Here is a 24,449-nt window from a genome sequence, read left to right as displayed (position 1 = left end):
AGCAGCCGGATCGTCATCGCACGCGCTCCACCGTCAGTGCCATGCCGCCCGGCGCCTGCGCCTGCACGCGGCGGTCGTACATCGACTCGCCGTACGCGGGCGGCGCGACGAAGCGGCCCGCGTTGCTCGCCTTGATCCGATAGACGAATTCGCGCACGTCGGTGGTCGCGGTGCCGTAGATCACCACGCGGTCCTCGCGCACATCCGCGAACTGCGGTTGCCACGTCGAACCCTTTACGCCGATCGGCGAACGCCACGGTGCATCGGCCACCGGCGCCGACGCGCCGCCATCGCCGTTGCTGTCGCCATCCTGCGCGTCGGTCGCGGGCGGCGGCGCGATCACCGGATCGAAGCCGCCCGGCAACAGGTCGACGATCGCGACGTTGCCAACGTTCGCCGAGCCCGTCGCGCGGATCTTCAGGTGCACGTCGATCTCCTGGCCGACCGTGATCTTGTCCAGCGGCTTGCCGTCCGTATCGGTGTAGTCGCGCACGATCTCCAGCCCGCTCTTGATCGCCTTCGTCGACGTGCCGCGGTCGTAGCCCGACTGGCTCGCGACCCACCATGCGGGCAACGCGCTGCCGTTCACGAAGTCGACGCGCGACGCGCCGGCCGCCCACGTGCCCGAGCGTACGAGGTTCGCCTGGATCGACGACACGTCCTTCGCGCCGACACCCGCACGCACCTCGTCGATCGCGAGCTGGTCGAGCTGGCCTGCGTTCGACGCCGCGTACGCGTCGAGCGCGAGGATCGTCATCGCCGACGACAGCGTGTTGTAGCGGTTGTCGACGAGCGGCGCGGCGATGTTGTCCATCGCGCGCGGCGACAGCTTGCTCACGCGATCCGGGAAGTGCTTCGCGAGCAGGTACAGCACGCTCGCGTCACGCGTCAGCGGGTCGATGTAGTAACCCGTCACGTAATCGCCGTCGGACGCGCGCTTGCGTTCGAGCAACGCCTGCGGGCCCGCGATCAGTGCGGCGGCCTCCTTGTCCTGCTTCAGCAACTGATACGACGCGGCGAGCCACGCGGCCGCGAGATCGTTCTTCCAGTCCTTCGGGTACGCATCCTGCAGCCGCTTCTGCACGGCCGCGAGGCTGTTGGTCGTCACGTTGCCCTGGCGCGTCAGCAGGTAGACCGCGTACGCGCGCTGCCGCAGCAGGTCGAGCGAGCCGAGCGAATCGTTCGCGGCGAGCTTCTGCAGATACGCATTGCCCGCGTCGAGCATGTCCTTCGGCACCGCAACACCGCGATCGCGCGCGTCGACCAGCACGTGCATCGCATACGCGGACACGAACGGATCGGCATCGGGCGTCGCGCCCCACAGCCCGAACCCGCCCTGCGCGTTCTGCCGGCTGCGCAGCACGCCGAGGAACTGCGTGATCGCGCTCGCGTTCGCCGCATCCGCACCGGCTTCGGGCGCATGCATCGCGCTCGTCAGCGCGCGCACCGACAGCCACTTCGCCGCGAACACGCGCGGCACGACCGCGCTCACCATCTGCTCGCTGCAGTAGTGGTCGAAGTTGACGAGATACGACGACAGCCCCTCGGACAGCACGAGCGGCGCGGTCGAGATGCTCGCGTCGCGCGACGCATACGCGTCGTACATCGACCGCAGGTTCGGCACGCTCGCCTTCTTGCCCGGATCGACGCGCGCGATGTCGAGCTGCGTGCGGAACGCGGCGGCCGGCCGCACCGACACGTCGACGCGCTGCTGCGCCCCCTTCGCGCCATAGCGCGCGCCGAACGACAGCGCGCCCGAGCCGAGCGTATCGGTCGCCTTCACACGGAACATCGCGACGCCTTCATGCTGCGGCGCGAGCGCGACGTTCTGCGTCGCCGGCCCGATCACCTGCAGCTGCGGGCCCGTCTTCAGCGTGACGGCCACCGGCACCGGCTGATTGCCGACGCCCGTCAGGTTGTTCGCGACACCGACGCTGACGTCGGCCTCGTCGCCCGGCGCGAGCGTCGTCGGCACGTTCGGCGACAGCACGAAATCGCCCCGCACCGTTGTCGCACCTTCGAACGTGCCGACCAGGTCCGGCGACACCGACACGGCCATCACGCGCAGCTTCCCGTTGAAGTAGTCGGGCACCGTATAGCTCAACCGCGACTCGCCGTTCACGTCGACGATCCCCGACCAGTAGACGACCGGCTTGTCGCGCTTGCGCTTGAACGGGTTCAGCTGACGGCCGATTGCATCGTCGGCGTCGCCGCCGGGCGCGGCCATCGCCATCAGCTTCTCGAAGTCCGGCAGGATCAGGTCGAGAATCTGCGACGTGCCGACTTCGAGCATCCGCTTGCGGAAGAAGAACTTCAGCGGATCGCCGAGCTTGTAGCGCGCGACCTGCAGGATGCCCTCGTCGACCGCGAACACGACGACCTTCGCGGGCTTCGCCGAATGCACGGTGAAGTTGACGGTATCGCCCGGCTTCACGAGCGCCGGCGCATCGACGCTCACCGCGTTGCGGCGCGCGTCGAGGTTCACCGAGAACGGCACGACGCCGTAGCTCAGCGGGCTCATGAAGATCTCGTCGGACGACGGGTCGCGGATGTATTGCACGTTGATGTAGCCGTTGCCTTCGAAGCCGGCCGGCACCGTGATGTGCTGGATCGAGCTCGTCGTGTCCGCATGGAACCACGCGTGCGCATACACCTTGTCGCGTTCGATCGTGATCAGGCCGCTGCCCGCGTAAGGCGCGCGGATCGCGATCTCCACCTGCTCGCCCGGTTTGAAGTCGTGCTTCGCGAGGCTCACCTGCAGCTCGGCGTTGCGGTCGAGCGAGCGCGTGACGTTCGCGGCGCCGGTGACCGAATACTCGATCCGGTTCACCGCGGTGCCGTCCGCGCGGCGGATCACGAGCGCATAGCTGCCCGGCTTGTCGGTGCGCAGCGCGAAGTCGAGCCCTGCGGCCGGAATCGCCAGCGGCTTCTCGTCGACCGGCACTTCCTTCAGCCGCGAATCGTATTTGTACGCGCCGGAATCCTGCTTGGTCAGCACCGACACGTAGCGCTCCTCGACGAGCTGCGCGCGCAGGTCCTTCACATCGATCGCCTTCGCGCCCGGATCGATCGCGACGAGCCGCACCGTGCGCGGGCTGCCGCGCTTCACGTAGCCGAGATCGTCGACCGACTTGTAGCCGACGAGCCAGTCGTTGTTCGACACGAGCGTCTGCGCGTTCGCGGCAACGTTGCGCCCGCCTTCCGCTTCATAGGCCTTCGCCTGGAAATACAGCTGGTAGGTCGCGTCCGCGTACTTGTCGAGATCGAGGTCGAACTCGGCATGGCCGTGGTCGTCGGTCGTGCCGTCCTGCAGCGTCGTCGTGTAGCCCTCCTTCGCACGGCGTGCATCGAAGAAGTGATAGCCCTGCCAGCTGCGGAACGACGGCCACACGGGGCGCAGCGTCAGCGTCGCCGCGACGCGGCGTTTCTCCGCCGGCGTGCCGAACAGGTTCTGCGCATCGACGATGCCCTTCAGCCCCTTCGGCTTCACCCATCCTTCGACGACCTGCTGCGACAGCTTCGCGTCGACCTTCATCCGGTCGGGCAGGAACTCCTTCACCTGCACGGTCGTGCTGCCGATCGGCTCGGCGCCCGGCTGGCCGTCCTTCACGATATACAGGTTGACCGTCCACGTGCCGGTCGGCGCCGTTTCGGCGGTCGTGTAGCCGAGCTCGGTGAAGCCCGTCGCGTCGACGGTCACCGGCTTGCGCTCGACGGTGATGCCGCGCGGATCGACGATTTCCGCCTGCAGCGGCACGCCGGCCGGGCTGCGCGCCCAGCTGGCCGCGCGCACGATCAGGCCGATGTGGAACGGATCGCCGGGCCGGTACAGGCCGCGATCCGAGAACAGGTACGCGGAGAGCTGCCCCTGGCCGGTCGCGTTGCGCTCGCCGTCGACGTCGAAGCGCGAGAAATCGAGCTGGCGGTCGCGGCCGGCCACCGGCAGGAACGACAGGTCGGTGTCCTTCTTCACGACATACAGCTGCGGACGTTTCTCGCGGTCGAGCCCCTTGAACGCGGGGAAATGCACGACGCCGTCGGCAGCGGTCGTCTGCGTGAACAGCGCCTGGCCGTTCACCGCGAGCACCGAAACCGTTGCGCCCGCAACCGGCTTGCCCGTGCGGATCGACTGGATGAACACGTCCTGGCTGCCGTCGAGCGAACGCTTGACCAGCATCCCGAGATCGGTCACGACGATCAGGCGCGTATCGCCGAGCGCGCGGTCGCTGTCATCGCCGTTGCCGCTGCTGTCGCCCGAATCGGCGTTGTCGGACTGATCCTGGCCGCCGTCGCCGGACGATGCATCGCCGTCCTTCGCGTCGTCGGCTTTCTTCTTCTCGGCCGCCGGATCGTACTTCGACAGGTGCAGCAGGAACACGCCGCGCTTGCCGCCCTTCAGGTACTGGCCAAGATCGATGCCTTCGTAATGCGCCTTGCCGGGCTCGCCGGCCGGGAACGCACGCGTCTGCACGAAGCGCTCGACGATGTGGTCCTCGCTGAACGAATAGGACAGCTCGGGCCGCGCGTACGTGCCGTTGTTGAAGCTCACGAGATGCTGGATCTGGTCGGGCAGCACGCGGCCGATCTCGACCTTCATCCCCGGCAGGTTGCGCGACACGACCGACAACCGCTTGCTGCCGCTCATCGACAGCAGCGAGCCGTCGGCCATGAAGCGCAGCAGCTTCGGATAGTCGGGCACCGTGAACGCGCTCGTCACGGGCTTGCCGAGCAGGTAGCCGCCCGCCGATTTCAGGTCGCCCTCGAACCGCACGACGACGCGCTCGCCCGGCGTCGCGTGGTACTTGAAGCTTTGCAGCGTCGCGAAATCGTTCTCGGTCGGCACCGCTTCGAGCGGCAGCGGCTTCGACTGCTTCAGCACCGCATCGCTGATGTCGGCCACGTTCCATTCGTACGGCGGATCGTCGTCGGATTGATCGACGCCCGGCTTGCGCTTCGGCAGCACCCACGCCTTCGCGCGCGCGGCGAGATCGGCACTGCGCACGCCGTCGGACGTTTCGGCGACGAGCACCTGCTCGGGCTCATAGCGCTCGTTGTCGACGAGCGTCGGCGCGACGTTGCCGATCGACAGGCTGTACAGCCCCGGCACGCCGACCGACGCGTGCAGCACGTCCGGCGTGCCGTTGCCGCCGCGCGCGCTCTTCACGCCCTTGTCGACGTCGAGCCGCACCGACAACGGATCGCGCGGGATCTCGAGCGGCTGCGAGTAGACCCACGCGCCCGTCTTCATCTTGTCGTAGTTGACCGTGTAGCGCAGCGGCGACGCGGTCTTGCCATCGCGGCCGACCAGCACGAGGCCGATGCGCTTCTCGAATTCGGCCGGATCGACCGGGTAGTTGAAGCGCAACTGCAGCAGCGCCTGCTTCTCCGCCGGATTGTCGGGGTTCTGGTAGAACTCGTTGTTGCCGAATGTGGCAGCGAACGCCGGCAGGTCGAGCGAGAATCGGTCGTCATGCATCGTCACCTGCGGCGCGAACACGCGGTGCACCGCGAAACGCACCTCGACGTGCGCGCCGACCGGCCAGTCGGCCGCCGGCGTGAAGCGCAGCGTCTTGTCGTCGACCCACTCCCACGTGCCCTTCAGTGCGGGCGTCATCTCGATGCCGTCGCCGGCCGGCTTGCCGACCTGCTCGATCGGCGCGGCCGATTGCGCGAACACGACTTCGAGCGGATGCACGGTGATCTTCGGCTTGTCGGTGTCGTCGACCTCGTAGGTCGTGATCGCCGGCGCCTTCACGGTAAAGCTGACGGTTTCGGGCTCGGGCGGCTTCGGGCGGTGCTTGAACCAGTACCCGCCGTAGCCGAGCGCGGCCGCGAGCAGCACGAGGCCGCCGGCATGCCACGGGCGGCGGCGCACGGCCGCGACGGTGATGCCCATCCACGCGGGCGCCGTCCACGACACGTCGCCGACCAGCGGCCGCAGCGCGCAGCCGAGCAGCCACCACACGAAACCTGCGACGCGAATCGGCAGGAGCAGCAGGAAGCGCAGCAAATCCATTTGTTATTTCCTTGTCAAGGACATGCTGCCGACGCGGCAACCTTCCCCGAATTGTTATGGGTCTGTGACGGCGCGGCCCGGTTGCGCCGTATTGCTTGGTATGTTCGACCGGATGCTGGCCGCCATTATCGATCAGACCCGAAACGATGGAAATATCGGTGTGCCAGCACGCAACGCCGCTTGATGACCGACCGGTCGGGCGGATTTCGGTCCATGGCGCGACCTCTGCACACGGCCGCGCCGCGTTCGCTAGAATGCGCGGCTCGGCAGGATCGAATCGAAATGAAAGGAAACCGCTTGAAACTCCCGTTCGAATGGCAGATCGGGCTGCGCTACGCGCGCGGCGGCCGGCGCTCGGCCGGCGACGGCTTCGTGTCGTTCATCGCCGGCGCCGCAATGGCCGGCATCGCGCTCGGCGTCGCCGCGCTGATCGTCGTGCTGTCGGTGATGAACGGCTTTCGCACCGAAGTGCGCGACCGGATGCTGTCGGTGCTCGCACACGTGGAAATCTTCTCGCCGTCCGGCGCGATGCCCGACTGGCGGCTCACCGCGCACGAATCGCTGCAGAACCCAGCCGTGCGGGCGATCGCGCCGTACGTCGACGCGCAGGCGCTGCTGACGAACGCGGGCAGCGTGACGGGCGTCGCGTTGCGCGGCATCGACCCCGTGCTCGAGCCGCGCGTGTCCGAGATCGCGCGCAAGCTGAAGACCGGCCGCCTCGACGCGCTCGTGCCGGGCGAGATGGGCATCGTGCTCGGCTCGGCGCTCGCCGATGCGCTGCACGTGAAGATCGGAGACCGCATCACGTTCTTCGCGCCCGGCAACACCGCGCGCATCGGCGAGGCGCTGCCGCAGTTCCGCCAGTTCAACGTGGTCGGCACGTTCGAGTCGGGCCACTACCAGTACGACAGCGCGCTCGCGTACATCCATATCCGCGACGCGCAGAAACTGTTCAACGTGCCCGCGCCGACCGGCGTCCGGCTGCGCCTCGACGATCTGCAGCGCGCGCCGGAGATCGCGCTCGCGCTGTCGCGCTCGCTGTCGGGCGACCTGTACATCCGCGACTGGACGCGGCAGAACCGCACGTGGTTCGAAGCCGAGCGGCTGCAGAAGCGGATGCTGTCGCTGATCCTGATGCTGATCGTCGCGGTCGCCGCGTTCAACCTCGTGTCGTCGCTCGTGATGACCGTCACGCAGAAACAGGGTGACATCGCGATCCTGCGCACGCTCGGTGCGCCGCCGCGGTCGATCATGAAGATCTTCGCGATCCAGGGGATGACGATCGGCCTCGCCGGCACGCTCGCGGGCGTCGCCTTCGGCTGCGCGATCGCGGTCAGCATCCCGTGGGTGCTGCCGGCGATCGAACGGTTGCTCGGCATCCACTTCCTGACGCCGTCCGTGTACTTCCTCAGCTCGCTGCCGTCGAAGCTCGCGGCGGTCGACGTGATCGAGATCGCCGCGGCCGCGTTCCTGATGTCGTGCGTCGCGACGCTGTACCCGAGCTGGCGCGCCGCCCGCGTGCGGCCGGCCGAGGCCCTGCGCGACGAATAAGCCGCGCGTTAGGCCGTCTCGTGGAAACCGACGCTGCTGCTGCCGTCCGGCGTGTAGCCGGCAAGCACGTCGAGGCCGACGTCGACGAGTTCGGCACGCATGCCGGCTGTCTCGCGACCTGACCGGTCGACCAGGATCGCCGTGCCCGACGACAGCTGGCGTGCCGTATTCAGCAACGCGAGCGTGCCGCGCGCGGTGCCGGCCGACTGCCCGACCGTCAGCGGCGTGCCGTCTTGCGCAACGAGGTGCTCGCCGGACGCCAGCGGCTGGTTGCGCGCGACGGACGCGTTGAGCAGGCTCATGAAATGAAAGCGCGCATCGGCGTTCCGGCCGGCCGCCGCGCGGTCGCTGTCGGTGAACGTGTCGCCACGCACGGCCGCCCCCTGCGCGGCGAGGTCGACTGCCTGCTCGTGAAACGCGTTCGTCGCGAGCACGAGGCCGGCATTCGCGTTCAGCGTCGACTCGATCCAGGCGCGATCGGTTTCCGCAAGGCTCGTCGATTCGACCTTGATCTGGCCGTTGTCGGTCGTGAAGTCGAATGACGCGTCCGCCAGGTCCGGGCGCTTCGCGACGATCTCCTGCATGCTCGCCGCGAGCGGGTCGGTCACGCCGCGCAGCTTCATCGTCAGGTCGCCGACCATTGACAACTGTTTCGTCAGCGCCGCCTGCATCGCTTCAGGATCCAGCGCCCTGACGGTAAGCGGCTGGCCTGGCGGATTCCCCGAGCCCGTCGCATCCGTGTCCTGGCGCCCGTCGAGCGCCGCCTGTGCCATCTGCGCGAGCGACAGGCCGCCCGCTGCCGTGACCGAAATCGTCATTGCCCTCTCTCTTCTTTAAGACTGTTTGTCACGGTTTACGGTCGGATGCCACGAAAGTTGAGAAGGCAGCCCGCACCCATGCTGAAACTTTGTTTGATTAAAACTAAAAAAGTTTGACACGAACATTTCACTGAGATAACTTTTGCGCAAGCTTCCGGAAAGCAATCCGGCCAGCCACGCCGACTCGCGTCGCGCTTTCCTGCCGTTGCTGCACCGCCGTTCGCAACATTCCCGCCTCATCGCATCGTGCCGTTCCGTTTCATCTGAAACCTGAAGGAAGCTCGGGCATGCCCACATTTGATTCGCACTCCTGCATTCACTCCGTGGTGCCGCCGCGCTGACGCGTTCCGTTCGGGGCGAGACGCCCGTGCGTCCCGTCCGCCGCTTTTGATGGTGCAGTTCCGCTTCATCCGACGCAGTACCCGGCCAGGCCGCAGGGGGTGTATCGCGAGCCGCGCCGGTTCCAGACAATCACAAGAGACGAGGTCGATTCAATGAACATTCATCGAACCGGATTCCGGCGCGCGTGGCTTCCCGCGCTCGTGGCCGCCACGACGCTCGCCGCGTGCGGCGGCGACGACGGCAGCGTGGCGGGTGTATCCGCACTCGCGCAGGGCCAACAGGAGGGGGCTGCCGCCGCAGCGGCAGCCGATGCGCAGTCGCTTGCGTCGCACGTGTCGCCGTCCGGGGTCCCGTACGCGAATCCGGCCAGCAACGGACGCTACAAGCCGGTGATCAGCAACGGCCAGGTGCAGCCGTCGCTGTCGGGCGGCACGATCGAGGAAAACGCGTGGGTCGACACGCCGGTCGATTCCGACGGCGACGGCACGCGCGACCGCATCCATGTGCGCATCGTGCGGCCGTCCGAAACCGCGAACGGCGCACGCACGCCCGTCATCGTGCTCGCAAGCCCGTACTACGCGGGGCTTGCCGACAGCCCCGACCACAACGTCGACGTCGAACTCGACGGCACGCCGCATCCGGCCGCGGCTGCCGGCGCACCGGCATCGGCGTCCACGCGCATCATGGCCGCCGCACCGCAGTCGCGGATGCTGCAGCAGGTCGAAGCGGCCGCCGCCGGCCGCTCGTGGATCGAGAGCTACTTCGTGCCGCGCGGCTTCACGATCGTCTACGCGGATTCGCTCGGCACCGCCGGCTCGGACGGCTGCCCGACGATCCTGACGCGCGACGAATCGGTCGCGATGGCGTCGGTGATCCGCTGGCTCGGCCGCGACGCGACCGCGAAGGACGCGAACGGCAAGACGGTCGTCGCGAACTGGTCGACGGGCCACGTCGGCATGTACGGCGTGTCGTACGACGGCACGCTGCCGAAGATGGTCGCAAGCCTGCGCACGCGCGGGCTCGACGCGATCGTACCGATCGCCGGGCTGACGAACATGTACGGCTACTACCGCTCGGGCGGGCTCGTGCGCGCGCCGGAAGGCTATCAGGGCGAAGACGTCGACGTGTACATCAAGGCGCTGCTGACGAACGCGCATCCCGAGCGCTGCACGCACCTGATCGACGAAGCGTTGCAGCAGGAAGACCGCAAGACCGGCGACTACTCGCCGTTCTGGGCCGCGCGCGACATCCCGACCGCGCTCGCGGTTGCACCGGCACTCGTCGCGCAGGGGCTGACCGACGACAACGTGCGCGTCGACCAGTCGACATCGTGGTATCTCGCGATGCGGCGCCAGGGCGTGCCGACGCAGCTGTGGCTGCACCGCCTGAAGCACACCGACCCGACGCGCGTGCCGGCGATGGGCGAAGCGTGGACCGCGGAGGTGAACCGCTGGTTCACGCGCTACCTGATCGGCTACAACAACGGCGTCGAACGCGATCCGCGCGCGGTGATCGAGCAGGCCGACGGCACGCTGCTGAAGGAGGCCGACTGGGCCGCACGCCGTGCGACGCCGGTCACGTACTTCGCGGGCGGCGACGGCGCGGGCACCGGCACGCTGCTGCGGCTGCCGTCCGGCGGCCCGCTCACGCGCTTCACCGACGATGCGCGCATTCCGGCGCTCACGCTGGCGAACACGCCGACGGGTGAAAACCGCAGCCGCTTCGAAACCGCGCCGCTGACGGCCGCGACACGCCTCTCCGGCGCCGCGACCGCCCGCGTCAGGCTGACCTTCACGGGCGTCGCCAACGTAACGGCGCTGCTGGTCGATCGCGCGCCGGACGGCACGGCCACGATTGTCACGCGTGCCTGGACCGACCCGCGCAACCGGCTGTCCGAGTGGCTGTCGGAACCGGTGCTGCCCGGCTTGCCGTACGACCTGAAGCTGACGTTCATGCCGCGCGACTACAAGCTGGAAGCCGGCCACCGGCTCGGGCTCGTCGTCCTGTCCAGCGACTACGAGGCTACGCTGCGGCCGACGCCGGGCACGGGCCTGACGCTCGATCCGGCCGGCACGTCGGTGACGGTGCCGCTGGCATCGTCGTCGGCGGGCGTGTAATCGCACGCCGGCTGCCGGCGTAACGGCGCCACCTCCCCCGTCTGCGCACTCGTTGGCGCAGGCGGGGGATCGCTGCAAAAAGGGAGCACCCAGGGCCTGTTCACGCTAATAACGGGCTTGCGCTGGCCCCACGAATGATTTTTTTCCAAACAGGGGAACGTGCCTTGCCGGCCGCATTGCGGCGTCGCGCGTCGCTTGTTTGGCTCGGCCAAACGGCGCTCCTTGCTTCTTGCACTGCAGCCGGCAAGGCACGTTCGCAAGCCCGTTATTAGCGTGAACAGGCCCTGGCCCTATAGGCTGCGACAGTCGAACGCAAACGGTGAACCCATATGATCCCCCTCAGCGCGAAAGCCATCGTCCGTGACGGACGCTCGGTCCTGTTCCTGCGCAATCCACGCGACGAATGGGAGTTGCCGGGCGGCTGGCCCGAAGCGGGCGAATCGCTTGAGGAAACCGTCACGCGCGAAGTACGGGAAGAATGCGGGATCGTCGCGTCGGCGCTCCGCTACGTCGCGAGCCGCTCGTGCGAGGTCGTGCCGGGCAAGCGCGTGCTCATCGTGTGCTTCGAGTGTCAGGTCGATCGTCACGACATCGTACTGAGCGACGAGCACAACCAGTTCGGCTGGATCGACCTCGATGCCGACAGGCCGGCGAACCTGCCGGAGTTCTATTGGGCATTCTGCAGGCAGGCGGGCTGATCCGCGCCCGCCCCGCGGCCATCACACCGGCGTCAACACCGGCTGCCCCGCGAAATGCCGCGCCGCGTTGTCGAGAAACTGCTGCACCGACCGATCGAGCGCCTCGGGCGACCAGCCGCCCATGTGCGGCGTCAGCACGACATTGTCGAGATCCGTCAGCGCGCGTGGCGGCTCGGGTTCGCCTTCGTACACGTCGAGCCCCGCGCCCGCGATGCGCCGTTCGCGCAGCGCATCTGCCAAAGCAGCGGTATCGACAACGCTGCCGCGCGACACGTTGACGAGAAAACCGCCGGGGCCGAGCGCATCGAGCACGGTGCGGTCGATCAGGTGCCGCGTGCCCGCGCCGCCCGGCGTCGCGACGATCAGGAAATCGGCCCACTGCGCGAGCGTATCGACTCGATCGAAATAGCGGTAAGGAACGGGCTTCTCCGACCGGTTGTGATATCCGATCTCGATGTCGAAGCCGGCCGCGCGACGCGCGCACTTCTCGCCGATCTTGCCGAGCCCGACGATGCCGAGCTTCTTGCCCGACACGTTCGGCGGCATCGGCAACCCTTCGCGCCACACGCCGGCACGGGTTTTCGCATCGAGCTGCACGACGTTGCGCACCGCCGCGAGCAGCAGCGCGAACGCGTGATCGGCCACGCAATCGTCATTGGTGCCCGCGCCCGTGACCACCGTGACGCCGCGCGCCTTCGCATGCGCGACGTCGATGTGCTCGTAGCCCGCGCCGAGCGCGCTGACGAACGTGAGCTGCGGCAGCCGGTCGATCTCGGCGGCCGTGAGCCCCGTGCTGCCGTTGGTCAGCACCGCGCGTATCGTGCCACCGTGTTCGGCGATCGCGCGTTCGCGTTCTTCGGCAGTCGGGGCGTAGCGCACGTCGAACGACGCGGCGATCTCGCGGTGCGCGTCGCCGCGCAATACGATGAGGACCAGCAGCTCGGGCTTCATGTCAGCAAGTGTCCGCAGGCAGGAACGAATTTCAGTGTAACAAGCGCAGGTGGCGGATGCGGGTTATCCCCACACGGTCTGTGGACACGCCGCCGCACGCGGTTTGCCAAAGCCCGTTCAGTCAAGTAACTTTCGGCGTACGCCCCCGTCCTGGAGATTGGCCCTGATGAAGCTCGCCCTGCCCGCCCGGATCCTGGGCCTCGCGTTCGCCGCCGCCCTCGTCGCGCCCGGCGCGCACGCCGACACGCCCGTCGTGGTGTCGTCGAAGATCGACACCGAAGGCAACCTGCTCGGCAACCTCATCGCGCAAGTGCTGAAGGCCCACGGCATCCCCGTCACCGAAAAGATCGCGCTCGGCACCACGCCGATCGTGCGCAAGGCGCTCACGAGCGGCGAGATCGACGTCTACCCCGAATACACGGGCAATGCCGCGTTCTTCTTCAACAAGGCCGACGATCCTCTGTGGAAGAACGCGAGCCAGGGCTACGACGCCGCGAAGAAACTCGACTACGCGGCGAACCATCTCGTGTGGCTCGCGCCGGCGCCCGCGAACAACACATGGGGCGTCGCGCTGCTCGCGCCCGTCGCGCAATCGCAGCACCTGAAGACCTTCTCCGATTTCGGCAAGTGGGTGGCCGGCGGCGGCAAGGTAAAACTCGCGGCATCGGCCGAATTCGTGAACAGCGCTTCCGCATTGCCGTCGTTCGAGAAAGCGTACGGCTTCAAGCTGAAGCCCGAGCAACTCGTCGTGCTGTCCGGCGGCGACACGGCCGCGACAATCAAGGCCGCCGCCAACCAGACCGACGGCGTGAATGCCGCGATGGTCTACGGCACCGACGGCGGCATCGCATCGAGCGGCCTCGCGGTGCTCGACGACGACAAGCACGTGCAGCCCGTCTACGCGCCGGCGCCGGTGATCCGCGAAGCCGTGCTGAAGGCGCATCCGCAGATCGCCGACTACCTGAAACCGGTATTCGCGAGCCTCGACCTGAAGACGCTGCAGTCGTTGAACGCGCGCATCCAGATCAACGGCGAGCCGGCCGCCGGCGTCGCGAAAAGCTACCTGAAAGCGAAGGGCTTCGTGAAATGACGGGTCGCGCGGCGGCGTCCGCGCGGCGCGTCACGCTTGACAAGGTCGGCATCCTGATCGGGGTACTGACGATCGTCGCCGTGTTCGGCCTCTCGTTCGCGGTGCTGCGGCCGAACCGGATCGCGGCCGGCACCGGGCTGTCGGTGTTCGCCGCGCTGCCGCCGATGCAGGGTGCCGCGCTCGCCGCGCTGTGGACCGCCGGCGCGCTCTGGGTGATGACGGCGAGCCGTCCCGCCTGGCGGCTCGCGGCCGGCTGCGCGGGGCTCGCGACGCTCGCGTATGCGGTCGGCGCGGCCGCGACGCACGTCGTCGCACCCGACGACATGCTCGCGCGCGTCTCGCCCGACGCAGGCGTCTGGCTGCTGCTGTTCGCCTGGGCCGTGCTGATCGCCGACGCACTTGCACGCCTCGCGTTCGGCCCGTGGCGGCGACTCGTCGCACTCGTCGTCGCGATAGCAGCGATTTCGGCGCCGCTCGCAAGCGGCTGGTGGGACAGCCTCTCGGTGATGCGCGAATACGCGGTGCGCAACGACGATTTCTGGCGGGAGGCGATCCGTCACGTGTCGCTGGCAGGCGGCTCGGTGGCCGCCGCGCTCGTCGCGGGCCTGCCGCTCGGCATCGCATGCGCAAGGGTCGCGGCCGTGCGCACCGTCGCGATGCCCGTGCTCAATGTCGTGCAGACGATCCCCAGCATCGCGATGTACGGGCTGATGATGGCGCCGCTCGGCCTGCTCGCCGCGCACGTGCCGCTCGCGGCCGCGCTCGGCATCCGCGGGATCGGCGTGGCGCCGGCCGTGCTCGCGCTGTTCCTGTATTCGCTGCTGCCGATCGCATCGAGTGTCGTGGTCGGGCTCGGGCAGGTGCCGCCGCACGTGACCGAAGCGGCCCGTGCGATGGGCATGACCCGTGCGCAGCGGCTGCTGCGTGTCGATCTCGTGCTCGCGCTGCCGGTGATCCTGAGCGGCGTGCGCATCGTGCTCGTGCAGAACATCGGCCTGACCGCGGTCGCCGCACTGATCGGCGGCGGCGGATTCGGCACCTTCATCTTCCAGGGGATCGGGCAGTCGGCCGCCGATCTCGTGCTGCTCGGCGCGATCCCGACGATCGCGCTCGCACTGGCGGCCGCCGTCGTGTTCGAAGCCGCGACGTCGCTCGCGAAGGGACGTGCAGGATGATCGAGATCGAACACGCCGGCAAACGCTTCGGCGATGTCATCGCCGTCGACGACGTGTCGCTGACGATACAGCGCGGCACGATCACCGCGCTCGTCGGCGCATCGGGCAGCGGCAAGTCGACGCTCCTGCGCATGATCAACCGGCTGATCGCGCCGACCAGCGGCACGATCCGCATCGATGGCGTCGATACGGCGACCGTCGCCCCCGAGCAACTGCGGCGCGGCATCGGCTATGCAATCCAGGGGCATGGACTGTTCCCGCACTGGAGCGTCGCGCGCAACATCGCGACCGTGCCGCGCCTGCTCGGCTGGTCGTCCGCTCGCATCGACGCGCGCGTGAACGAACTGCTCGACCTGTTCCATCTCGCGCCGGCCGAGTTCGCGGACAAGCTGCCCCACGAACTGTCGGGCGGCCAGCAGCAGCGCGTCGGCGTCGCGCGCGCACTCGCGGCCGAGCCCGCGATGCTGCTGATGGACGAACCGTTCGGCGCGCTCGACCCGATCATTCGCGGCAAGGCGCAGGACGACCTGTTCGCACTGCAGCGCCGCCTCGGCATCACGATCGTGATCGTCACGCACGACATCGAGGAAGCGCTGAAGCTCGGCGACACGATCGCGGTGATGGACAACGGCAAGCTGCTGCAGGTCGCGCCGCCGGCCGAGATCCTCGGCAAGCCGGCGGCCGGCGTCGTCGAGCAACTCGTCGCGGGCGTCGACCGACCGCTGCGCCTGCTCGCGCTGACGCCGATCGATACGGTGGCCGAACCCGGCCATGCCGACGGCGAACCGATCGCCGCGACGCGCACGCTGCGCGATGCGGTGTCCGAGCTGCTGTGGCGCGGTGTCGATGCACTGCCCGTCGACGACGGCAACGCACGCAACGAACACGGCGCGCGCCGCATCACGCTCGACGCGATCCGCGCGCATGCGAGGAAGCCCGCATGACGGCGCATGGCAGCATGCGGCCGACGCGTTCGGCACTTCCCGCGTACGTCGCCCGCGCGGCCGCGCTCGCGCTGCTGCTCGTGCTGCTGTTGCGCCCCGCGTGGCTGCAGGGTGTGTTCGCGCCGTTCGCGGACAACGGCGCACCCGTGATCTACGATCGCGCGAGCCTGCTCGATCTCACGCTCGCCCATCTCGGCACGGTCGCGCTGTCGAGCCTGATCGGCACGATCGTCGCGGTCGCGGCCGGGATCTTCGTCACGCGGCCGGCCGGCGCGGATTTCCTGCCGGTCGCGCGCAGCGTCGTCGACATCGGCCAGACCTTCCCGCCGGTCGCGGTGCTCGCGTTGGCCGTGCCGGCCGTCGGCTTCGGCTTGAAGCCCGTACTGATCGCGCTCGTGCTGTACGGGCTCCTGCCGATTTTCGAAAGCACGATCGCAGGGCTCGAAGACGTGCCGCGCGACGTCGTCGATGCCGCGCGCGGAATGGGGATGAGCGGCTGGCAGCAACTGGTGTCGGTCGAGCTGCCGCTCGCGTTTCCGGTGATCGTCAACGGCATCCGGCTCGCGGTCGTGATCAATCTCGGCACCGCGACGATCGGCTCGACTGTCGCCGCGCGCGGGCTCGGCGACGTGATCATCGCGGGCCTGCAGACGTCGAACACCGCGTTCGTGCTGCAGGGCGGCGTGATCGTCGGGCTGCTCGCGGTGCTCGTCAGCGATGCGATCGGTGCACTGGCACGGGTGGCGACCGCGCGTCGCGCGTAAGGTTTGCGGCGCAGCACACCTTGCGCGCGTGTTAAATAACGTCAGCGCGAGATTGAACGGCGTCTATCCGGACTACGATGCGTGTCCGCGCAACGATCGCCCCACCGCATCGTTACGCGCCGAAACAAACCTACATGCTGCTTTCATTCGAGCCGACGTTCGACAACCCGTGTTGATTGGTCGATATACTATGCGCCTCCCATTTCCCCGCACTTCACCATGCGACGGTTTCTCTCGCTGATCGTGCTTTCGCTCGGCATCGCGCATCAGGCATCGGCGCAGCAAGCGCTCGCGCTGCCTGCATCCGCGCCCGACGCACTGGCATCAGCGCCGTCCGTCGCCTCCGCGCCGCTTGCGAACGCCAACGATCAGCCGAACGAAGCAAACCGCCGCATCACGACCTACCTGACGAAGAAATTCGGCGTGGCGAAGGAACGAGCCACGAAGCTCGCCGACATCGTGAGCGTCACTGCGACGAAATATTCGCTTCCTCCCGCACTCGTTTACGCGATCATCTCGATCGAATCGCGCTTCCAGGAAAAGGCGCGCGGCCAGCATGGCGCGACCGGGCTGATGCAGGTCGTGCCGGCCGCACACCGCGGCCTGCTGCGCAACGTGAAGGATCTGACCGAGCCGAACGCGAACGTCGAAGCCGGTTCCGCGATCCTGTCGGGCTACGTGAAGGCGGCCGGCGGCAACGTGCAGGCCGGGCTGAAGAGCTATGGCGGGTCGAACGCGTACGCGGCGAAAGTGATGCAGCGGGTCGATTCGTTCCGGTTCGTGCTCGAGCCCGACGACGACGCGAAAGCCGCCAAGGCGCCGAGCGACACGAAGGGCCGCCTGATACCGGTCAGCGATACGTCGCCGCCTGCGTCGGCGCGCAACAGCCAGTAATTCCCGCTTCCATACCCGCGTCCGCCTGCGGTCCCGCGCAAGCGGAAGCACGTCACCTGCGCAAGAGCGACCGCCGCCGGGCACCTGTCATGCCTGCGCGAAATGCGCGCGCAGATACTCGATGAAAACCTGCGTTTTCGCGGGCAGCAAACGCGTTTCGGTCATCGCGAAGATGGGCACGAGCGCGCCCTCCCATTCAGGCAGCACGCGCCGCAGCCGGCCGGCGGCGACATCGTCGGCCACCACTTCCTCCGGCAGCTGGATGATCCCCGCATCGTGCACGGCCAGTTGGCGGTTCATGCCCACGCTGTTCACGACGAACCGACCGCCCACCGGCACGTCGACCGCCTGCTCGCCGCGACGCAGCGTCCACGCGGTGAGGCGCTGCACACTCATGCACTGGTGCTGCGCCAGGTCGCCCGGTTCGAGCGGCTCGCCCGCGCGTTCGAGATAGCGCGGCGACGCATACAGGTAGTTGCGGAACGTCGCGAGGCGCCGCGCGACGAGCTGCGAATCCGCCGATTCGCCGATCCGGATCGCGACGTCGAACGGCTCGCTCACGAGGTCGACGCGCCGTGACGTCAGCTCGAAATCGAAGGTCAGCTTCGGGTAGCGGTTCGCGAATTCGACGAGCAGCGGCGTCAGGTAGATCACCGCGAAATCGACCGGGAACGACGCGCGCAGCACGCCCGCCGGTTCGGCCAGCAGCCCGCCGAGCTGCTCGTGCGCGAGCCGCGCCTCGTCGACGATGCGCTTGCATCGCTCGAAATACAGCTGCCCGGCTTCCGTCAGCTCGATGCGGCGCGTCGTGCGGTGCAGCAGCCGCAAGCCGATCGCCTTTTCCAGCGCGCCGATCCGCCGCGACAGCGTCGAATTCGGCATTCCCAGCGCCTGCGCGGCGCTGCGAAAGCCGCGCGCCTTCACGACTTCCACGAACAACGCCATGTCGTTCAGCAGTTCCATCTCGAATGCTCCATCAATGGATCAATGTTCTCCATGACACCCACTTTATCTCGAAAAAGGAGCAATGGATGATGCGGGTATGGCGTCACGGCCGGCGCGACCTGCGCGACCCTCGCCCGATGCGGCACCGCCCCGGTGCCGTCACCTGAACTTCGATGAGGAAATACGCGATGAAACAGCTTTTCGTTCCCGCTCAAGCCGGCCAGGAAGCGCCGCGACTGTTCGCTCCGGTCCGCGTCGGCCGCTACGACCTGCAGAACCGCCTGGTCATGGCGCCGATGACGCGCAGCCGCGCCGCATTCGACGGCACGCCCGGCGCATTGGCCGCCGAATACTATGCGCAGCGTGCGGACCTCGGCCTGATCGTCAGCGAAGGCACGCAACCGTCGGACGACGGCCAGGGCTACCTGACGACGCCCGGCATCTACACCGATGCGCACGTCGCCGGCTGGAAGGCGGTCAGCGAGCGCGTGCACGCACGCGGCAGCCGCCTGTTCATCCAGCTGATGCACGTGGGGCGCATGTCGCACCCCGACAATACGCCGCATCATCGCCAGGGCGTCGCGCCTTCCGCGATCGCACCGGGCGTGCCGATGTTCACGATGAAAGGGATGCAGGAGATTCCGACGCCGCGCGCGCTGACGACGGACGAAGTGCGCGACACCGTGAACGACTTCCGTATCGCCGCGCGCCGCGCGATCGAGGCCGGCGCCGATGGCGTCGAGATCCACGGTGCGAACGGGTATCTGGTCCAGCAGTTCTTCGCGCCGAACGCGAACACGCGCACCGACGCGTACGGCGGCTCGATCGAGAACCGCGCGCGCTTCGCGATCGAGGTGGCCGAGGCGATCGCCGACGAGATCGGCGCGGATCGCACGGCGATCCGCCTGTCGCCCGGCACCACGCTGTGGGGCATCGACGAAGGTCCGGAAAGCGCGGACCTGTATCGCCACCTGACCGCGCAGCTCAACCGCCTCGGCCTCGCATACCTGCACGTGATGCACGGGGGCGACGAGCCGCTGCTTGCGGACCTGCGCGCACACTGGAACGGCACGCTGATCGTGAACCGGCCGGGCCGCACGCGCGATGCGATCGGCACGGATGTCGCGACGGGTCTCGCCGATCTCGAAGCGTACGGCCAGATGGTGCTCGCGAATCCGGATTTCGTCACGCGCCTGAAGACGGGTGCACCGATGAACGACGCGCAACGCGACACGTTCTTCGGCGGCGATGCACGTGGGTATGTGGATTATCCGGCGCTGGATGGGGCGGCTGCGGCTTGACGCGATTGCACGGGGCGATAGCTGCGACACGCCTGAACTGTTTCGCAACTATCGCCGGTGAACCGCGCGATATCCGTCAAACACCGAACGTCTCATTGCTCGCCACCTGTCACGTTGAACGGAGCGGAAGCGGCCGATCAATCGGCATATCGCATGGCGTCCGGAATACGGTAGGCGCCATCGCGATAGTCGAGCGTAACGTTACGGCGTTGTGCGGGTGACGTGTGATCCGAGCATGTATCGACTTCGAGCCGGCTCTCGCGCTCGACGTACTTTTCGGCGACCCGCAAAACGGCATGGCCTTGCGTGTCTACCGGGCCGAGTGCGAGTGTGCGTGATGTTCCAGTATTGTTCCGATATTTCAAGAATAAAGACAAGCGGCAACCACCAGCGTGCCATTGTTCCGATATTCCAGGAACAATGTGCAATCGCGCAGGCGGAATGCCTCTCCGCCCCGCCCGCTCACAGCTGCCCCGCCGCCCCCGTCCACCGTAGGTAATCGCCGCGTGTCCAGTCGAGCGACACGCCGACGCGCTTCGTACCGGGCCGGATCTTCGGCTTGTACACCGACAGCATCAACGATTCCAGCGCCGGCCATTCTTTGAACGACAGCACCGCGATATCGGCGACGAGCGTCTCCAGCAACCGCGTATGCGGCTTGTGCGACAGGAACGCGGCAAGGCGCGCGCAATAGCCGTCGTAATCGATCCACTCGCCCTGCTCGCTCGGCTCGCAGCGATAGCCGAGCCGCGCATCGATCACGATCGGCTGCGGCGCTTCGTGCTCGTGCGCATGAATGCCGATCCGCGCGGGCACCTTCAGTTCGTCGACGAACACGCTCCAGCCGCGCCCGCGCAGGCGCGGCGCGTCGATCGCCACGAACGGTTCGTCGAACGGCTTCATGATGCGAGCGGCGCCGCGGCGTCGAGCATGATGCGCACGAAATAGTCCGCGAAGCTGCGACGCAGGACGATCTCGAACGTGTCGTCGCCGGTCGGGATCAGCGTGATTGGCGACTTGAAGTAGTGCGACTGCGCACACTGGCCCGGCTTGAACACGCGCGGATGCAGATCGAGCGGGCAGCCGCGCGCGATCACGTCGCGCACGCGTTCGCCGCTGATCTCGACGACCGTATAGCCGCTGCCGACATCGACGGCCGCCGCATACGAACCCTGCACGGCTTCCGCGAGCTTCGCTTCGAGCACGCCGGCCTGAACGGGCCCGTTCGAGCGCACGAGCCACTCGTCGGGGCCGAGCCACAGCACGTCGTACTCGGCGCCGCGCGCAACCGTGTTCGGCGCCGCGGGCGGGCGGCAACCGACCACACGCTCGAACGCGGCGACGAATGCCGGATCGCCCAACTCGCCGCGCACATTGACGAGATCGAGGAACGGCCGCTCGCGCAGCGCGAACTTCTTCGATGCGCGCGCCTGGTGCGGCTTCAGCACGTCGGCCGCGCCGACGAACGGCGATTCAAGCGTCACGCCGCCCGCGCCCGCTACCTGCGTCTGGTTTCTCGTTTCATTCCACATGCTGGCGCACCCCTTCGGTATCGTAGAAAACCGGGCTCGAGATCTTCGCGGTGATGCGCTTGCCGTTGGCCAGCGGAATCACGACGCTCTCGCCCATCTTGTTCAGGCCGCCCTTCACCACCGCGAGCGCGATCGAGCGCTTCAGGATCGGGCTGTAGTAGCTCGACGTCACGTGGCCGATCATCGGCGTCGGATCGACCGCCGACACCTGCGTGTCCTTCGCGATGATCTGCGCGCCTTCCGGCAGCACGAACTGTTCGTCTTCGGTCAGCAGGCCGACGAACTGCTTGCGGCCTTCCTTCGCGGTGTCCGACCGCGCAAGCGAGCGCTTGCCGAGAAAGTCCTTCGACTTCGCGACGACCCCGCCCATCCCGAGGTCGTACGGCGTGATCGAGCCGTCGGTATCCTGGCCGACGATGATGTAGCCCTTCTCCGCGCGCAGCACGTGCATCGTCTCGGTGCCGTACGGCGTGATGTCGAACTCGGCGCCGGCCGCCATCAGCGCTTCCCACACCGCGCGGCCCGCGTTCGCAGGCACGTTCACTTCATAGGCCAGCTCGCCCGAGAAGCTGATCCGCATCACGCGCGCCTTCGCGCCGGCAACGGTGCCGTTCCGGTAGCTCATGAACGGGAACGCCTCGTTGCCGAAGTCGATGTCCTGGCACACCTTCTGCACGACCTTGCGGCTCTTCGGGCCGACCACCGCGAACGTCGCCCAGTGATCGGTGACCGACGACAGCCGCACCTTCATGTCGGGCCATTCGGTTTGCAGCCAGCGTTCGAGCCACGTGAGCACGCGCGCCGCGCCGCCCGTCGTGGTCGTCATCATGAAATGCTGGTCGGCGAGGCGCACGGTCACGCCGTCGTCGAACACCATCCCGTTTTCGTCGAGCATCAGCCCGTAGCGGCACTTGCCCACTTCGAGCTTGTTCCACGGGTTCGTATACATCCAGTTCAGCAGCTTCACCGCATCGGGGCCCTGGATGTCGATCTTGCCGAGCGTCGATGCATCGAGGATGCCGACGCTGTTGCGCACCGCCAGGCATTCGCGCTTCACGGCCGCATGCAGGTCCTCGCCATTCTTCGGGAAATACCACGGCCGCTTCCAGTTGCCGACGTCCTCGAACAGCGCGCCGTGCTCGACGTGCCATTCGTGCACGCAGGTCTTGCGGATCGGGTCGAGGAAATCGCCCGTCTCGCGACCCGCGAACGTACCGAACGACACGGGTGTGTAGTTCGGGCGGAACGTCGTCGTGCCCGTTTCGGGAATCGTCTTGCCGAGCGCACCCGCGAGGATCGCCATCCCGTTGATGTTGCCGAGCTTGCCCTGATCGGTGCCGAAGCCCATCGCCGTGTAGCGCTTCACGTGCTCGACCGACTCGAAGCCTTCGCGCGCGGCGAGCAGGATGTCGGCGGCCGCCACGTCGTTCTGGAAGTCGACGAACTGCTTCGGCCCGCGTGCCGCGGCCTCACGGCTGCCGACGAGCCACAACGGCTGCAGTGCGCCTTCGACTGCTTCGGCCACCTGCGGAGCGACCGGGCGCTGCGCGGCCACGTAGCCCGCGGCCTTCGCGGCTTCCGCACCTGCGTCGACCGCGAGCCGCAGCGCGCGTGCCAGGCCGAATTCGCCGGCCGCCGCGCCGATGCTCGCTTCCGCCTGCACGGGCTTGCCCGGCAGGAAACATGCCTTCTCGTCGTTCCAGCACGCCTTGCCGCCCGACTGCGCGAACAGGTGCAGCACGGGGCTGAAGCCGCCCGACATCGCGACGAGGTCGCACGGCAGCGTCTGCAGCTTGCCGCCCACCTGGCCGTTCGTGAGGGACGCGACGTCGACCGACGATACGCGCCACTTGCCCGATGCGGCCGTCACGACCGCGCCGCTCATCACCGTCACACCCTGCCGCTTCGCAGCGGCCGGCAGCGCACCGTTCGACGACGCGCGCGAATCGACGACCGTCACCTTCGCGCCGCATGCCTTCAGGTCGATCGCGGTCTGGTACGCGCGGTCGTTGTTCGTGAACACGACCGCGTTGCGGCCCGGCATCACGCCGAAGCGATGCACGTACGTGGATACCGCGCCAGCCAGCATCACGCCCGGCAGGTCGTTGTTGCCGAACACGATCGGACGCTCGTGCGCACCGGTCGCGAGGATCACGCGCTTGGCACGGACCTTCCAAAGCAGCTCGCGCGTACCCTTGCGCATCGATACCGGCAGGTGATCGGTCAGGCGCTGCGTGACCGTCACGAGGTTGTGGTCCTGATAACCGAACGCGGTGCTGCGCGACAGGATCGTCACGTCGGGCAGCTTGCGCAGTTCGGCCTCGATCTTCTCGACCCACTGCAGCGCGGGCTTCGCGTCGATCTCGGCGCGGCACGACAGCAGGCTGCCGCCGAGTTCGCGCTGGTCGTCGACGAGAATCACGCGCGCGCCGGCCGTCGCGGCCGCATGCGCGGCGGCGAGGCCCGACGGGCCACCGCCGACCACGAGCACGTCGCAATGCGCGTAGCACTTGTCGTAGCGATCGGCGTCGAGCACTTCGGGCGCCTTGCCGAGGCCGGCCGCTTCGCGGATCTTCTCTTCGTACTTCGGCCACATGTTGCGCGGCCACATGAACGTCTTGTAGTAGAACCCGGCCGGCATGAAGCGCGAGAACTTCTGGTTGATCGCGTACTTGTCGTTCTCGAGCGTCGGCTCGGCGTTCACGCTCGTCGCGACGAGCCCCTGGTACAGCTCGATCTCGGTCGCGCGTGCATTCGGCACCGTATACGGGCCCGATTCGAGCTGCACGACGGCATTCGGTTCGGCCACATCCGCCGTCACGATCCCGCGCGGACGGTGGTACTTGAAGCTGCGCGCGACGAAGTGCACACCGTTCGCAAGCAGCGCGGACGCGAGCGTGTCGCCCTGGAAGCCTTGATACGTGCGGCCGTTGAACGTGAACGTCAGCGGAATCGCGCGATTGATGCGGCCACCGGTGCCGAGGCGGTCTTTCTGGCTCATTTGCTCGTGCCCTCTTCGTGTGCGTTGCCGGCAGCTTCGCCACCGAACTTTTCGTAGCCCTTGATATCGTAGGTCACCGTGTCGCGCGTGGCCTTGAACCAGCGGCGGCAGCCCTGCGCATGCAGCCATTGCTCCTTGTGCAGCCCGCGCTTGTTCTCGCGCATGAACACGTATTCGCCCCATTCGCGGTCGGTCATGTTCTCGTTGTTGACGGGGCGCACGATGTCGGCTTCACCGCCGCACGAGAACTCGGATTCGGCGCGCGGCCCGCACCACGGACATTCGATCAGCAGCATGTTTCTTTCTCCAA

General features: G+C 67.7%; 17 protein-coding genes. 9 read left to right on the top strand and 8 right to left on the bottom strand.

Annotated elements, in window-relative coordinates; genetic code table 11:
* Positions 1–13 precede the first annotated feature (13 nt).
* Entirely contained in the window at positions 14–6,016 is a 6,003-nt protein-coding gene (locus tag KEC55_RS29480) for an MG2 domain-containing protein (protein ID WP_282508602.1), read from the bottom strand.
* A gap of 282 nt (positions 6,017–6,298) precedes the next feature.
* On the opposite strand from KEC55_RS29480, the gene KEC55_RS29475 reads away from it, so the two are divergent.
* Positions 6,299–7,567 (top strand): lipoprotein-releasing ABC transporter permease subunit, encoded by a 1,269-nt coding sequence (locus tag KEC55_RS29475; protein ID WP_282508601.1) that lies wholly within the window; start codon positions 6,299–6,301, stop codon positions 7,565–7,567.
* 8 nt (positions 7,568–7,575) lie between these two features.
* On the opposite strand, the gene KEC55_RS29470 is transcribed toward KEC55_RS29475, so the two are convergent.
* Entirely contained in the window at positions 7,576–8,385 is an 810-nt protein-coding gene (locus tag KEC55_RS29470) for a hypothetical protein (RefSeq protein ID WP_282508600.1), read from the bottom strand.
* Positions 8,386–8,879: 494 nt separating this feature from the next.
* Between KEC55_RS29470 and KEC55_RS29465 the strand changes: the two genes are divergently transcribed.
* Positions 8,880–10,844: a Xaa-Pro dipeptidyl-peptidase gene (locus KEC55_RS29465; RefSeq protein ID WP_282508599.1), complete on the top strand. Its 1,965-nt coding sequence runs from the start codon at positions 8,880–8,882 to the stop codon at positions 10,842–10,844.
* Between the two features lie 329 nt (positions 10,845–11,173).
* A complete protein-coding gene (locus KEC55_RS29460; RefSeq protein ID WP_282508598.1) occupies positions 11,174–11,542 on the top strand; it encodes an NUDIX domain-containing protein in 369 nt (122 codons plus the stop codon).
* Between the two features lie 21 nt (positions 11,543–11,563).
* Here KEC55_RS29460 and KEC55_RS29455 read toward each other — a convergent pair whose 3' ends face one another.
* Entirely contained in the window at positions 11,564–12,493 is a 930-nt protein-coding gene (locus KEC55_RS29455) for a 2-hydroxyacid dehydrogenase (RefSeq protein ID WP_282508597.1), read from the bottom strand.
* A gap of 166 nt (positions 12,494–12,659) precedes the next feature.
* Between KEC55_RS29455 and osmF the strand changes: the two genes are divergently transcribed.
* From osmF to KEC55_RS29430, 5 genes are all read left to right on the top strand, one after another.
* Positions 12,660–13,583: a glycine betaine ABC transporter substrate-binding protein OsmF gene (gene osmF / locus KEC55_RS29450; RefSeq protein ID WP_176048421.1), complete on the top strand. Its 924-nt coding sequence runs from the start codon at positions 12,660–12,662 to the stop codon at positions 13,581–13,583.
* A complete protein-coding gene (locus KEC55_RS29445; RefSeq protein WP_282508596.1) occupies positions 13,580–14,758 on the top strand; it encodes an ABC transporter permease in 1,179 nt (392 codons plus the stop codon). The genes osmF and KEC55_RS29445 overlap by 4 nt, the downstream gene beginning before the upstream one ends.
* A complete protein-coding gene (locus tag KEC55_RS29440; RefSeq protein WP_282508595.1) occupies positions 14,755–15,702 on the top strand; it encodes an ABC transporter ATP-binding protein in 948 nt (315 codons plus the stop codon). The genes KEC55_RS29445 and KEC55_RS29440 overlap by 4 nt, the downstream gene beginning before the upstream one ends.
* Positions 15,699–16,466: an ABC transporter permease gene (locus KEC55_RS29435; protein WP_282508594.1), complete on the top strand. Its 768-nt coding sequence runs from the start codon at positions 15,699–15,701 to the stop codon at positions 16,464–16,466. The genes KEC55_RS29440 and KEC55_RS29435 overlap by 4 nt, the downstream gene beginning before the upstream one ends.
* A gap of 219 nt (positions 16,467–16,685) precedes the next feature.
* Entirely contained in the window at positions 16,686–17,360 is a 675-nt protein-coding gene (locus KEC55_RS29430; RefSeq protein ID WP_282508593.1) for a lytic transglycosylase domain-containing protein, read from the top strand.
* Positions 17,361–17,447: 87 nt separating this feature from the next.
* Here the strand turns inward: KEC55_RS29430 and KEC55_RS29425 are convergent, their stop codons facing one another.
* Positions 17,448–18,323, bottom strand: coding sequence for a LysR family transcriptional regulator (locus tag KEC55_RS29425; protein WP_282508592.1), 876 nt, complete (start codon positions 18,321–18,323; stop codon positions 17,448–17,450).
* 170 nt (positions 18,324–18,493) lie between these two features.
* On the opposite strand from KEC55_RS29425, the gene KEC55_RS29420 reads away from it, so the two are divergent.
* The gene (locus KEC55_RS29420; RefSeq protein ID WP_282508591.1) at positions 18,494–19,606 is read left to right on the top strand and encodes an alkene reductase; all 1,113 of its coding nucleotides are present in this window, start codon (positions 18,494–18,496) and stop codon (positions 19,604–19,606) included.
* Between the two features lie 462 nt (positions 19,607–20,068).
* On the opposite strand, the gene KEC55_RS29415 is transcribed toward KEC55_RS29420, so the two are convergent.
* Genes KEC55_RS29415 through KEC55_RS29400 form a run of 4 tightly spaced genes read right to left on the bottom strand, consistent with a single transcriptional unit; the run spans position 20,069 to position 24,435 of the window.
* Positions 20,069–20,509 (bottom strand): dihydroneopterin aldolase, encoded by a 441-nt coding sequence (locus tag KEC55_RS29415; RefSeq protein ID WP_282508590.1) that lies wholly within the window; start codon positions 20,507–20,509, stop codon positions 20,069–20,071.
* On the bottom strand, positions 20,506–21,138 hold the full coding sequence (locus KEC55_RS29410) for a sarcosine oxidase subunit gamma (protein ID WP_282508589.1): 633 nt from the start codon (positions 21,136–21,138) through the stop codon (positions 20,506–20,508). Before KEC55_RS29410 ends, KEC55_RS29415 begins: the two co-directional genes overlap by 4 nt.
* On the bottom strand, positions 21,128–24,139 hold the full coding sequence (locus KEC55_RS29405) for a sarcosine oxidase subunit alpha family protein (RefSeq protein WP_282508588.1): 3,012 nt from the start codon (positions 24,137–24,139) through the stop codon (positions 21,128–21,130). Before KEC55_RS29405 ends, KEC55_RS29410 begins: the two co-directional genes overlap by 11 nt.
* Positions 24,136–24,435, bottom strand: coding sequence for a sarcosine oxidase subunit delta (locus tag KEC55_RS29400; RefSeq protein WP_011354096.1), 300 nt, complete (start codon positions 24,433–24,435; stop codon positions 24,136–24,138). Before KEC55_RS29400 ends, KEC55_RS29405 begins: the two co-directional genes overlap by 4 nt.
* Positions 24,436–24,449: the final 14 nt, after the last annotated feature.

This window comes from Burkholderia cepacia (genome assembly GCF_029962485.1).
Lineage (GTDB): Bacteria > Pseudomonadota > Gammaproteobacteria > Burkholderiales > Burkholderiaceae > Burkholderia.
This window is presented reverse-complemented; position numbering and strand designations above follow the sequence as displayed.

Excerpts from the sequence above, each read along its gene's own strand:
- KEC55_RS29480 (WP_282508602.1), bottom strand. The coding sequence starts at position 6,016 with ATGGATTTGCTGCGCTTCCTGCTGCTCCTGCCGATTCGCGTCGCAGGT.
- KEC55_RS29475 (WP_282508601.1), top strand. The coding sequence starts at position 6,299 with ATGAAAGGAAACCGCTTGAAACTCCCGTTCGAATGGCAGATCGGGCTG.
- KEC55_RS29470 (WP_282508600.1), bottom strand. The coding sequence starts at position 8,385 with ATGACGATTTCGGTCACGGCAGCGGGCGGCCTGTCGCTCGCGCAGATG.
- KEC55_RS29465 (WP_282508599.1), top strand. The coding sequence starts at position 8,880 with ATGAACATTCATCGAACCGGATTCCGGCGCGCGTGGCTTCCCGCGCTC.
- KEC55_RS29460 (WP_282508598.1), top strand. The coding sequence starts at position 11,174 with ATGATCCCCCTCAGCGCGAAAGCCATCGTCCGTGACGGACGCTCGGTC.
- KEC55_RS29455 (WP_282508597.1), bottom strand. The coding sequence starts at position 12,493 with ATGAAGCCCGAGCTGCTGGTCCTCATCGTATTGCGCGGCGACGCGCAC.
- osmF (WP_176048421.1), top strand. The coding sequence starts at position 12,660 with ATGAAGCTCGCCCTGCCCGCCCGGATCCTGGGCCTCGCGTTCGCCGCC.
- KEC55_RS29445 (WP_282508596.1), top strand. The coding sequence starts at position 13,580 with ATGACGGGTCGCGCGGCGGCGTCCGCGCGGCGCGTCACGCTTGACAAG.
- KEC55_RS29440 (WP_282508595.1), top strand. The coding sequence starts at position 14,755 with ATGATCGAGATCGAACACGCCGGCAAACGCTTCGGCGATGTCATCGCC.
- KEC55_RS29435 (WP_282508594.1), top strand. The coding sequence starts at position 15,699 with ATGACGGCGCATGGCAGCATGCGGCCGACGCGTTCGGCACTTCCCGCG.
- KEC55_RS29430 (WP_282508593.1), top strand. The coding sequence starts at position 16,686 with ATGCGACGGTTTCTCTCGCTGATCGTGCTTTCGCTCGGCATCGCGCAT.
- KEC55_RS29425 (WP_282508592.1), bottom strand. The coding sequence starts at position 18,323 with ATGGAACTGCTGAACGACATGGCGTTGTTCGTGGAAGTCGTGAAGGCG.
- KEC55_RS29420 (WP_282508591.1), top strand. The coding sequence starts at position 18,494 with ATGAAACAGCTTTTCGTTCCCGCTCAAGCCGGCCAGGAAGCGCCGCGA.
- KEC55_RS29415 (WP_282508590.1), bottom strand. The coding sequence starts at position 20,509 with ATGAAGCCGTTCGACGAACCGTTCGTGGCGATCGACGCGCCGCGCCTG.
- KEC55_RS29410 (WP_282508589.1), bottom strand. The coding sequence starts at position 21,138 with ATGTGGAATGAAACGAGAAACCAGACGCAGGTAGCGGGCGCGGGCGGC.
- KEC55_RS29405 (WP_282508588.1), bottom strand. The coding sequence starts at position 24,139 with ATGAGCCAGAAAGACCGCCTCGGCACCGGTGGCCGCATCAATCGCGCG.
- KEC55_RS29400 (WP_011354096.1), bottom strand. The coding sequence starts at position 24,435 with ATGCTGCTGATCGAATGTCCGTGGTGCGGGCCGCGCGCCGAATCCGAG.